The sequence below is a fragment of the Bradyrhizobium sp. AZCC 1577 genome (genome assembly GCF_036924575.1).
Taxonomy (GTDB): Bacteria; Pseudomonadota; Alphaproteobacteria; order Rhizobiales; family Xanthobacteraceae; genus Bradyrhizobium.
In genome coordinates this window covers 1,931,853-1,942,883 of record NZ_JAZHRQ010000001.1, presented here as the reverse complement: position 1 = coordinate 1,942,883, position 11,031 = coordinate 1,931,853, and the positions used below count along the sequence as shown (strand labels likewise).

Here is an 11,031-nt window from a genome sequence, read left to right as displayed (position 1 = left end):
CAACTGACACTTCACGCATGATGCCCAGATCACGGTCGTGGAGCGAGCGGACCATCGAGGTCTGGCGTCGACGAGAGGCGGTTCCGCGGCCTGTTCTGGAGAAAACAAAAGGTAACGAAACTGGCCGGCGGCCGTTTGCCGAGTCGGAGGCCAAAAGTCTAGTCCGCATTCAGTCGCTGTATCGGCAATCAATGCCGTCGCGGCCTGCACACTTGCCTTGATTTACGAATGGCAAAGAGGTCCGTCGCAGCTGTATTCCCCGCTGCTATGGAAACTATACTTGCCGGTTATTAGCAAATTTCATCCCGCGCGGCGATCATTGGCTGCCACCGTCGCAGATTTCATCGAGTAACGCCCAGCGCAACCTCAGTCCGAATCCAACGACTCCGCGCACCGACGAGGACGCGCTATCTCCCCGAATATACCGCATCGGGCAACTTGATCCTGCCGAAGAAACTTCAATGTGTGGGCGTTCGTCGGCTAACCGCTCACTCCCAACGCGCTCAAGAGGGATCCATGGCTTTCACGTTAAAGATCAACGGCACCCCCCGTGAGGTCGATGTCGACGGCGACATCCCGCTGCTGTGGGTGCTGCGCGACGTGCTCGGCATGACCGGGACCAAGTTCGGCTGCGGCCAGGCGCTGTGCGGCGCCTGCACCGTGCATCTTGGCGGCCAGCCGGTCCGCTCGTGCCAGACGCCGGTCGACAGCGTCGGCGACAGTGCGATCACCACGATCGAGGCGATCGGCCGGACGCCGCAGGGCGCGGCCTTGCAGAAGGCATGGCTGGAGCTGGAGGTGGTGCAGTGCGGCTACTGCCAGTCCGGCCAGATCATGTCGGCGGCGGCGCTGCTGAAGGACAAGCCGAAGCCGACGGATGATGACATCGACGCCGCCATGTCGGGCAATGTCTGCCGGTGCGGCACCTATCAGCGCATCCGCGCCGCGATCAAGCACGCTGCGGGAGTTTGAGATCATGGATGAGCTTGTTGTGAGAGAGCAGATTGCCGATGAAACAGTGATGTCGCGGCGCGCCCTTCTTCAGGGCTCAGGTTTGCTGCTTGGTTTTGCGCTGACCGGTGCAAGTACGGAGTCCGTCTTTGCGGCGCCCGCTTCGCAGGTGAGCGAAAACGAGGTCACGGGCACTTTCGCGCCGAACGGATTCATACGGATCAATCCGACCGGCGCCGTGACCCTGGTCATGCCGATGGCCGAGATGGGACAGGGAGTTTACACGTCGCTCTCGATGCTCCTCGCTGAAGAACTCGAAGTGAAGCTTGACCAGATTCAGGTTCAGCATGCGCCGCCAAATCATGCGCTTTACGTCAATTCGATCATAGGCATTCAAAATACAGGTGGTTCCGCCTCTGTCCGTGCCTTCTGGACACCGCTGCGTCAGGCAGGCGCCGTGGGTCGTAATCTGTTGATTGCGGCAGCCGCCAAGCGCTGGAATGTCGATCCGGCGACTTGCCGCGCCAAGGATGGCGTCGTGTTCAATGCGTCAGGCTCGAAGCATCTGAGCTACGGCGAACTTGCGGAGGCCGCGGCGAAATTGCCTGTGCCGCCTGCGGCAAACGTCAAATTGAAGGATCCAAAGGATTTCACCCTGGTCGGCACCCGGGCCAAGCGCGTGGATTCAGCAATTAAGGTCGATGGGCGCGTGCTCTACGGCATTGACGCACGAGTGCCGGGTATGAGGGTTGCGGCGGTTGCTATTTCGCCTGTGCTCGGTGGCAAAGCGAAAACGGTGGACGAGAAGGCTGCGCTCGCGGTGAAGGGCGTCCGGCAGGTGGTCAATATCGATGAAGCTGTCGCCGTGGTGGCGGATCACATGGGCGCAGCGAAGAAGGGGCTCGAGGCCGCCAACATCACGTGGGACGACGGGCCGAACGGCAAAGTCAGCAACGCTGATATCGTCAAGCAATTGGAGGAGGAATCCAAAAAGCCGGGTGCTGTTGCCCGTAACGTCGGTGATGTGCGGAAGGCACTTGCGGAGGCAACGCAACGGATTGACGCCATCTATCAAGTGCCTTTCCTGGCCCATGCGGCGATGGAGCCGATGAACTGTACCGTTCATCTGCAGAAGGATCGTTGCGACATTTGGGTCGGGACACAGGCGCCTACGATCACGCAGTCTCAGGTGGCCGAACTCACCGGCTTGCCAAAGGATGCGATCAAAATTCACAATCATCTGATTGGCGGTGGCTTCGGCCGAAGGCTGGAAGCTGATGGCACGATCCTCGCCGTCAAGATTGCCAAGCACGTCGACGGTCCGGTGAACGTGATCTGGAGCCGGGAGGAAGACATCCAGCACGATATGTATCGGCCGTACTATCTCGATCGGCTGTCGGCCGGACTTGATGCGGTAGGCAAGCCGGTTGCCTGGACGCATCGGATCGCCGGCTCCTCAGTCATGGCTCGCTATTATCCCCCTTACGTCAAGGACGGATTGGACCCCGATGCCATAGAAGCGGCGGCCGAGCCGCCCTATGCGCTGCCCAATATCCACGTCGACTTTGTCCGGGTCGAGCCCCCTGGTGTCCGGACGTCTTGGTGGCGCGGTGTCGGACCGACTCACAATGTTTTTGTGGTCGAAAGCTTCATAGATGAGCTCGCGCATGCCGCGAAGCAGGATCCCGTCGCTTATCGCACGGGATTGCTTGGCCATAATCCGCGAGCGCTTGCTGTTCTGTCGCTTGCTGCGGAAAAAGCAGGGTGGGGATCACAACTTCCCGCGCGGCATGGCCGCGGGATTTCGGTGCAATTCGCATACGGAAGCTACACGTCGCAGGTCGCCGAGGTCGAAGTGGCGGCCGATGGCTCTGTCAAAGTCAGGCGGATCGTCTGTGCGATTGACTGCGGCATGTACGTCAATCCAGATACGATCGAAGCACAGGTTCAGGGTGGAACGCTTTTCGGGCTGACCGCCGCGCTCCATGGCTCGATCACCTTCAAGGATGGACGCGTCGAGCAGAGCAATTTCGACAGCTATCTGCCGATGCGTATCGACGAGGTGCCGGTGGTGGAGACGCACTTGATTAAGAACGCGGAAGCTCCAGGTGGCATTGGTGAAGCTCCGACAGCCATTGTCAGTGCTGCAGTGACCAATGCGATCTTCGCCGCGACCGGAAAGCGCGTGCGCAGCCTGCCGATCGATACAAGTTCGCTGAAGTCGTCGTCTTAGTCCTTCGTCATCCCGCGTGCGTCGGGATGACGGTCCGGGACTAAAGCCCCCGAGCATAACGACTATGGGAGTGTTCGCGTTCTCCGCTCGGAAGAAGTCACCTCTCAGAAGGACGCCGTCTCGGGTTGGAAACTCGATCCGCTTCGAAGCTGTCACGTGGGCTCCCCGGGTAGTGCCGGCAACCGAGCCACGGCCTGGTCCGTTCAGGGGCCTAATTTCGTCTAATGACAAGAGACGAAGTTCAGTGGTACGAACGAGCACGGCGACGCCCTCGCTGATCCTTGGAGAGCAGGCTTCGGAGCACTATCGGCGCCGGTAGCCAAGCAGTAAAGGGCCACTACAATCATGTACACTTCGAAAGCGGTTCCAACGCAGGCTCTCGTCGGGCAGAACGCTTCGCTGCCCGCGGGTTCCACTGTCAAATTGTCTACAACAGACATCAACAACTTGATGCAGGTGCTCAACATCGATGTCATCGCGTTGACTGAGCTTCTGGTGCCGCATGGTCATCGAGTCGAAATGGGAATGATTGACGCACCCGGGATCCACTACAACTTGAGTGGCGTGGGGCGCATATCGATCAACGGCGGACCAAAGATGCCGTTGAGCCCTCATTTGCTCATCATCGTGCCGCCAAACACTCCGTTCGCGATCGAGGTTGACGGTGGAAGTGACCCACTGAAGCTCATTTCGAGGGACTGCTGGACTCGTCAAGACGGCATCCTCCGCGTCGCAATGCCGAACGAGCAACCCGAAATTGTTCAGATTTGCGGCTTTTTTAACGCATCCTTTGGTCAGTCTGTGAGGCTGTTCGGAGAACTCCGCGAACCGGTGATCGAGCAGTTCGAGCCAGCGGACAAGATCGATCTGAAGCTTCGCGAGGCTATGGACGAGTTGCTACAACAAGAGGTCGGCGTTGGAGCCATGACAGCGTCTCTGCTCAAGCAAATCGTTGTCTCATTGGTACGACGGTCCCTCAGGTCATCCCAGCGGTGGACTGAACGATTCTCGATACTTGCCGACAGGCAGGTCACCCGTGCTTTTGCAGATATGGTGGCGCGGCCGGGAGCCGCCCATTCAGTTCAGAGCTTGGCGCACAGTGCAGGATTGAGTCGTTCGGGGTTCATGGCGCGGTTCTCGGAAATCTTTGGACAATCCCCGATGGTCATCTTGCGAGACTTGAGAATGCGCCAGGCCGCAATCGATTTGACGACAACGGCGATGTCGATCGACGTCATTGCTCATAATGCGGGGTACGAGAGCCGTTCAAGTTTTGTGCGAGCTTTTCGAAAGGCGTACAATCGAGATCCGAGCGACTATCGCCGGACAACCAAGGAGGGCAAAGCCCAGAAGGCTAAGCACCCTAAACGGAGTGTCTGATGGGTCGGACGTGCGCGGCCAAAGCACGAGCTCCTTGTGCGCCGAGGCTACTTGCAACGTTTCGCTTCAACTTGGCCGCAGCGAAAGCATAACCGCCGGAAGCACCATCAACGAAGTGCACGTGATTAGCTTGCGTGGGTGATGGCACAAAGCATGTAAGATTTGCGGCCAACTGTCGATGCGTTCCAAAAAAGCATGCGCCTCGTCGCTGAGCCCCTTCCAAGCGTGCGTCTATGACGTCTGCGAGTTCAGATGAGCAGTCCACTGTCATACGTAGGCCGTCATCGAATTTTCGGTAGTCTGTATTCTCCACAAGCTCTTGTCGGAACCGATCTTGATCAAAGCCGCCAATAGGAATTCCGAGTAGGGCGCCCACCCGCGCCAGAATGACGCGCGAGCACTTCGCAGCCCGAGCCGCAAAGGGCATCTTTCGGCTGCCTTTCTTGATGGCATGGTCAAGATGGTCGCCGGTCCATGCGGGGAGCGGGCCTTCGGCAGGCAAGGGATGTAGGCCCGGCTCATCTGAACGGAGCGTCCGCAGGAGCTCCTGTACGAGTTTCACGAACGAAGTCGGATCATCGCGCGGAACGACGATAAGAGACAAGACAACGCCGTGCTTGGTACTGATCGGCGCAAACCGGCACGAAAGACCTGTGAGGTCGGCTGTTACTCCCATGGGCGCGCGCGGGACGGTGTAGCCGCCTTGCTTGAGTTTGCGCTCTGCCCAGGCAAGTCCTCCGCCGGCAAACATCGCGTAGGTGACATTCGAAGAGGGCGCGAAGCGGGCTACCAGAACGTCCAAGTGCTGAGCGCGAATGTCCGCGATAGGAATGACTGCAATGCGCAACGTGAGACCCAAGGCGTCTTCAGCCCAAGCGGCGGTTTTTGCCAACGTATCCTTGATGATGGACGAATAGGCGCTGGGCGCGGCGAAGCTCGCGCCATCTCCTCCGAACGTGGACGGAAACTGTAGGTCGGGTAGTGCATTGCTGACGGCAGCAAGAACCGCTGCACCGGCCGTATTCACCTCCCGGTACCGTCCCTGTTCAATAGCTTCGGTCGAACGGCTGACGTCCGTAACGGCAATGATCCAGTCATTAGGTAGAGGGCGATACCGATCTCGCCGCACTACGTCGTCAAAAGAGTCGAAGGGTACGAGCGCCCGATAGAAGCGGTCGTCTTCGGCCTCTTGGTCAACCTTTGTCGGGAAAAGACCGACTTCGAAGGCTGGCTCTGGTCCATCCACTATCATTGCACTCTCTTCAGTCGTCCCCGGAGTTCAGCGTGGGGCCAATACCTCAGCGACACACACGCATCGAGCATGACGTAGCTCGCACCACTCATCGGCGCTGTGCCACCGCGCCTATATCACTATGCGCTTCCACTCAAATAGCCCATCCCGACGGACGACTGGACGCACAATTCGGATTCGTAGCTAGCACGGCGGCGCTACGGCGGACTGTGGAAGCAGTAACCCGAAGCGCTGGAAGGTGAACATGCGCCTCAATACCGAGGAAGAAATCAGGCGGGTGGATAGCGAATGCCATGACTCGATCGTCACACGAGATCCTTGATGACACCGTCCACCCTTCAGCGTTCCTCGACTTGAGCGGTTGCTCCACGATCTTCCCTGGGCACTCCAATTGACTCCTTCACGGAGCTAAGGAGTGGCGGCCACCAAATGCCAATCCAAGCGAACGAATCTAACGTCGAAGCCCAAGAGGATTAACGTCTCCTCGCCTTGAAGCACGGATTTTTTGCGGGGGAGCGTAGGCAGTCACCCGAGGTTCGCGGTTGGGCGTGCGCTCGGGGTTAAGCTCTCCTGGTCGTCTCGAACAAGAACCATGTGCGACGTTCCGCCTCGTCGATCCAGTTTTCGATCAGGCTGGCCGTGGCGACATCGCCATGCTCGTCGCAGACATTGTGGGTCTGCCGCATGCGCTGGGTGAGCGCCAAGTTATCTTCCTTCAGCTCGGCCAGCATGCCTTCGGGCGTGACGAAATCCGCATCATTGTCCTCGATATGCTTCACTCTGGCGATGTGGCCGATCGAGCGGATCGTTGTGCCGCCGATCTTGCGGGCTCTTTCGGCGATTTCGTCCGTCATCGCTAAGATCTGCGCGGCCTGCTCGTCGAGAAGAACGTGATAATCCCGGAAATGCGGGCCTGATATGTGCCAATGGAAGTTCTTGGTCTTGACATAAAGCGCGAACACGTCTGCCAGAAGCGCAGTGAGGGCGACCGAAATATTCTTGGTGGCATTGGAGCCGAGATTGCTCAGCGTGTCGAGCGGCGCCTCGCGGCGCTTTCTCGCGTCTTCTATACTCATTTTGGTCCCTCCTTCAGGGTTGATGCAGTCTTGATGTTCGCCGGGGGATCGCTCTGAACCAGCAATTTTGCGAAACTGTTCACGGCAGTGCGTCACGATCAGGAACACCCCGCCGGCCTAGTCCTTCTGATAAGAGTATAGATACCTCGCGGGCCGCCCCGGCGGGCGTGGGCGGGAGACCGCGGCCATCGCTGTCGCCAGCTTGCGCCAGAGCTCCCTAGGTCAGCTTCAGATCCTCGACCAGCATCGCCGTGGCGTGGCGCGCAAGCGCCTGGGTCGGGGCGTTGGTATTGCCGCTGGTGATGTTCGGCATGATCGAGGCGTCGATCACCCGGAGGCCGTCGACCCCACGGACCCTGAGCCTTGCGTCGACCACCGCTCGCGCATCCTGGCCCATCCGGCACGTTCCGACCGGGTGCCACATCGTTGTCACGACACGCTTCACCCATTCGCCGATCTCCGCATCCGACCGGATATGCGGGCCGGGATCCATCTCTTCCTCGATCACCGACGCCAATGACTCCTGGGCCATAACTTCGCGGATCGCACGCACCGATTCCACCGCGGCCATCAAGTCTTCCTCCTCGCCCATAAAGTTCGGGTTGATGAGGGGCATCGACGTCGGGTCGCTGTCGGCCAGCCGCACCCAGCCACGGCTCTTGGGCTGAAGCACCACGAGTTCGAAGGTGACGCCCGAGCGGTCGCTCGCCGGGCCGAGTTGCTCGTTCAAGATGATAGGAGCGTGATAACATTGGATCGTGGGTTCGGCGGCAAAGTCCGACGGATTCCAGTGGGTAACGGTCTCGATGCCGTTGCCCGACGCCGGGCCATCCTTGGTGACGAGATAACGCAGGCCTGCCTTCACGGTGCCGAGGCCATGCGCGACCGCCTGATAGCCGAGATCGCCCTTCACATAGGCACGGACCGGCACCATCGGGTGGTCGTGGAGATTTTCGCCCACCCCCGGAGAATCGACGATTAGAGCGATGCCGTGCCGGCGCAGCTGCTCGGCCGGTCCAATGCCCGAGTGCATGAGGATCTTCGGGCTATGGACGGACCCGGCCGACACCACGACCTCGCCGGCCATGATCCTCTCGAGGCCGTTGCCCTTCAGCTCGATGCCGACAGCCCGCTTGTTTTCGATAAGAATCCGAACGACGGTCTTGCCAGTGAGAAGAGTGACACGGCCTGAGGCGAGGTGCGGACGCAGATAAGCGTCGACCGCGCTGCACCGTCGCTGATTTCCGACCGTCGACTGCACCGGCGAGACGCCGATCTGGCTCTCGCCGTTATAGTCAGGATTATAAGGAATTCCATATTCCTGGAAGGCCTTGAGGCAATATTGGTTCAGCTCGTTGATGCCCTTGGGCAACTGGACCGCCAGACCACCATTGATGCCGTGATATTCGTCGTGGAAGGTGTCGTTGCGTTCCTGCGCCATGAAGACGGGAAGCAGGTCTTCATACGACCATTTGCCGGTATCGCCGACCGCTTCTTGCCACGCGGCGAAGTCGCGTATCTGACCACGGACGTAGCACATCGCGTTGATCGAGGAGCCGCCGCCGAGCACCTTGCCCGAGCGATATGCTCGCTTGGTGCCGTGCTGGGGAACCGTCTCGTACTTCCAGACATGCCGGTCATGGACCAGTATATTGGCAAAGCCTGCGGGAATGTGGATGAACGGATCGCGATCCATTTCGCCCGCTTCGATCAGCACGATCGACGCATCGGTGTGTTCGGCGAGATAACTCGCGACGACGCAGCCGGCCGCGCCCGCGCCAACAATGACAATGTCGTACCCCTCTTGAGACATCTGCGTCTTTCTCTTTCGCACGATTTTTGTCGTTCAATAAAACGCCCATAGCCGGCGGAGCGCCATCGCGGCGCCCGATCCAGAGATTGATTGGACCTTGATTTTGGAAAGTGACCTTGCAACGCCGGCGAGGGAAATCACCTCTCGCCATAGAGTCGATAGCCGATCGTTATTGTCGCGCGCCGCGCCGCATGATGCCGTGGCGAGGAGTGCCGCCAGCCGTATCGCACCTCGAAACCGAGCTTTTATTCTCTTCAACTGTCTGAGAGGAGCTGGCGATCAGCGAACCTCCACGTGCCTCGATTAACGGGTGAACCTCTTCGAGAGCCCTTAAGCCGAGATTGCATGCGGGACACCAACTGCCGCTATAGAAGATTAAGGGGAGCGGACTGCGGCGCAGTATCGACGCCGCCGAGGATATTGCGCCGTCTTGGTTGGGCAGACAGAAGAAGCTCCGGGATGTCGTCCAGCGGTTAACGCCTTTCTCAACTCGGCCGGAGGCCATCAGGTCTCGGCAGCCCGCGCCAGGGCAATCGCGATATCAGTGGTCATTTTCGGCGTCCAGCATTCCGAACAGCTCGCGCTTTTAATCAACCTTTTGCGGGTCTATCGTCGCGAGGTCAGTTCCCGACACAGGCCACGTGATCCCGTAAAGATGGATCGACTCGGCGCGACCACGCAGCGCATGATGACCCAGGTCGGCAAACATCCGCGCTAGATCGCCGCTACCCTCGGCATGGAGCGCATCGATGAATGAGGCTGTGACGAGCAAGTCGAAGCCGAGAGTGCGGCAGGACGCTTCGACTCGGCTGGCGATATTGACCGTATCGCCGACCACGGTCAGTTCGAGCCTGCTTTCACTGCCGATGTCACCTTGCACGATCGGACCGTGGTGAACTCCGACAGCCATGCGTATCTCCTCATCACCGGATTGAAGGCGCCGCTTATTCCAGTCAGCGATCGAGTGCAGGATCTTGAGCGCGCCGCGAGCTGCGTTGGTGGCATCGGTCGAGCACGGCAGCGGCGCACCGAACACCGCCATCAGCCCGTCGCCAAGGAATTTGTCGATGTAGCCATTCTCGGAGAAAACGCACTTGCTCAGCAGCGCCTGCAGGTCGCGCACAAACGCGATCACATTCTCCGGTGTCAGCTTCGCGCAATATGCTGTGAAGCCTACCATGTCGACGAACAGCACGGCTGCAGGCTGATGGTGGGTAAGGGAAAGCGGCGTGTCCATCTCCGCAACTTCATCCACTAGCTCCGGTGCAAAGAATCGTGCCAGATTCGCACGCTGTCGCTGGCTCGTTGAAAGCCGCTCATTCGCCAAAATATTCTCCAAGGCGAGGAACGTGGTGATGCCGATAGCCGCAAGACCCATGGCGGCTCGGAGGATCGCCGCATCCAAGAACCTCGGACCATGCACCAGCACCAGGCTCAATATGGTCAGCGCTGTGGATCCCGCGGCGGCAACCATGACGCTACGACGGTTGAGACCGATTGTCGAAACTAGCACGACGAAGACATAGAGCACCGCGACGGCAAACTCGAAAGGGGTGAGCGTATCGATGACGAAGATGCCGAGAGCCAGCGCGAATGCAGCAAGCTGCGGACGATTAGATCTCCTCTTGTTTGCAGGGATCATCTGACTGGCTTGTTAAGGGCCCGCTCGGCCATTGCTGCCGTGCACTCTGGTCAGTAGCCGGGAAAGCGCTCGCGCATCGCCTTTTCCTCCTGAAGTATGCGTATGGCCAGCGGAACGGCATAGATCGCCAACCCGACCACGAGAGTGAAATAGGCGTGCAGCACAAGCGCGAAACCGACCAACTCCGGAAGAATGCTGAGATAGTAGTTCAGGTGGCGAACCCACCGGAAAAGCGGGTGTTTTACCAGTACATGGTTACGGGCGATCATCAGCCTCACGGTCCACAGGCGGCCGAGCAGATGCGATACAACCAACAGCATCCCGACCCCGAAGACGTAGAGAACTAGTCTCATGATGGTGATGGGGTCGAAAGAGGCTGCGCGGGCGATGCCTTCAATTGAAGCTGCGACATAGAAGGCGATATGCGCCAAGGCGAGCCAACGCGAGTTCCTCTCGCCGTACTCGACGGCCCCGTCCTTTCGAAGCGCCCTTTCGTTCCGCATCGAAACCACGAGCATGGCGACGCGAAACGCGACGGCTGCAGTGATGAACAGGAAAAGCGAGCGGACACCCATGAGGTTAACTTACTGGCATAAGGCAGGAGTGTTTGTCCGCGCTTGCTGAGATGAGTGCTCAACCAATTCATGCAAACACTCCCGGCGGTATTTGATCACAACGACCTTC

The 11,031-nt window shown here is 59.2% G+C and carries 9 protein-coding genes; 3 read left to right on the top strand and 6 right to left on the bottom strand.

From position 1 onward, the window contains the following. Window positions 1-516: 516 nt before the first annotated feature. From V1278_RS09080 to V1278_RS09070, 3 genes are all read left to right on the top strand, one after another. Entirely contained in the window at window positions 517-972 is a 456-nt protein-coding gene (locus V1278_RS09080; RefSeq protein WP_334380389.1) for a (2Fe-2S)-binding protein, read from the top strand. Between the two features lie 4 nt (window positions 973-976). Continuing rightward, window positions 977-3,184, top strand: coding sequence for a xanthine dehydrogenase family protein molybdopterin-binding subunit (locus tag V1278_RS09075; protein WP_334380388.1), 2,208 nt, complete (start codon window positions 977-979; stop codon window positions 3,182-3,184). Window positions 3,185-3,529: 345 nt separating this feature from the next. Next, window positions 3,530-4,564 carry a helix-turn-helix transcriptional regulator gene (locus V1278_RS09070; RefSeq protein ID WP_334380387.1) on the top strand — a complete coding sequence of 345 codons (1,035 nt, stop codon included), beginning with the start codon at window positions 3,530-3,532 and terminating at the stop codon, window positions 4,562-4,564. On the opposite strand, the gene V1278_RS09065 is transcribed toward V1278_RS09070, so the two are convergent. The 6 genes from V1278_RS09065 to V1278_RS09045 form a co-directional block, all read right to left on the bottom strand. Next, window positions 4,548-5,816: a DUF3095 domain-containing protein gene (locus V1278_RS09065; RefSeq protein ID WP_334380386.1), complete on the bottom strand. Its 1,269-nt coding sequence runs from the start codon at window positions 5,814-5,816 to the stop codon at window positions 4,548-4,550. The genes V1278_RS09070 and V1278_RS09065 overlap by 17 nt on opposite strands. A gap of 560 nt (window positions 5,817-6,376) precedes the next feature. Further along, a complete protein-coding gene (locus tag V1278_RS09060; protein WP_334384136.1) occupies window positions 6,377-6,892 on the bottom strand; it encodes a Dps family protein in 516 nt (171 codons plus the stop codon). A gap of 217 nt (window positions 6,893-7,109) precedes the next feature. After that, entirely contained in the window at window positions 7,110-8,705 is a 1,596-nt protein-coding gene (locus V1278_RS09055; protein WP_334380385.1) for a GMC family oxidoreductase, read from the bottom strand. A gap of 169 nt (window positions 8,706-8,874) precedes the next feature. Further along, window positions 8,875-9,210 (bottom strand): redoxin domain-containing protein, encoded by a 336-nt coding sequence (locus V1278_RS36865; RefSeq protein WP_442894622.1) that lies wholly within the window; start codon window positions 9,208-9,210, stop codon window positions 8,875-8,877. An 81-nt stretch (window positions 9,211-9,291) separates the two neighbouring features. Beyond that, a complete protein-coding gene (locus V1278_RS09050) occupies window positions 9,292-10,347 on the bottom strand; it encodes an adenylate/guanylate cyclase domain-containing protein (RefSeq protein WP_334380384.1) in 1,056 nt (351 codons plus the stop codon). Window positions 10,348-10,397: 50 nt separating this feature from the next. Beyond that, on the bottom strand, window positions 10,398-10,922 hold the full coding sequence (locus V1278_RS09045; protein ID WP_334380383.1) for an isoprenylcysteine carboxylmethyltransferase family protein: 525 nt from the start codon (window positions 10,920-10,922) through the stop codon (window positions 10,398-10,400). Window positions 10,923-11,031: the final 109 nt, after the last annotated feature.

What these genes read in the sequence shown, in the direction of transcription:
- V1278_RS09080 (WP_334380389.1), top strand. Translation starts at nt 517, where the DNA reads ATGGCTTTCACGTTAAAGATCAACGGCACCCCCCGTGAGGTCGATGTC.
- V1278_RS09075 (WP_334380388.1), top strand. Translation starts at nt 977, where the DNA reads ATGGATGAGCTTGTTGTGAGAGAGCAGATTGCCGATGAAACAGTGATG.
- V1278_RS09070 (WP_334380387.1), top strand. Translation starts at nt 3,530, where the DNA reads ATGTACACTTCGAAAGCGGTTCCAACGCAGGCTCTCGTCGGGCAGAAC.
- V1278_RS09065 (WP_334380386.1), bottom strand. Translation starts at nt 5,816, where the DNA reads ATGATAGTGGATGGACCAGAGCCAGCCTTCGAAGTCGGTCTTTTCCCG.
- V1278_RS09060 (WP_334384136.1), bottom strand. Translation starts at nt 6,892, where the DNA reads ATGAGTATAGAAGACGCGAGAAAGCGCCGCGAGGCGCCGCTCGACACG.
- V1278_RS09055 (WP_334380385.1), bottom strand. Translation starts at nt 8,705, where the DNA reads ATGTCTCAAGAGGGGTACGACATTGTCATTGTTGGCGCGGGCGCGGCC.
- V1278_RS36865 (WP_442894622.1), bottom strand. Translation starts at nt 9,210, where the DNA reads ATGGCCTCCGGCCGAGTTGAGAAAGGCGTTAACCGCTGGACGACATCC.
- V1278_RS09050 (WP_334380384.1), bottom strand. Translation starts at nt 10,347, where the DNA reads ATGATCCCTGCAAACAAGAGGAGATCTAATCGTCCGCAGCTTGCTGCA.
- V1278_RS09045 (WP_334380383.1), bottom strand. Translation starts at nt 10,922, where the DNA reads ATGGGTGTCCGCTCGCTTTTCCTGTTCATCACTGCAGCCGTCGCGTTT.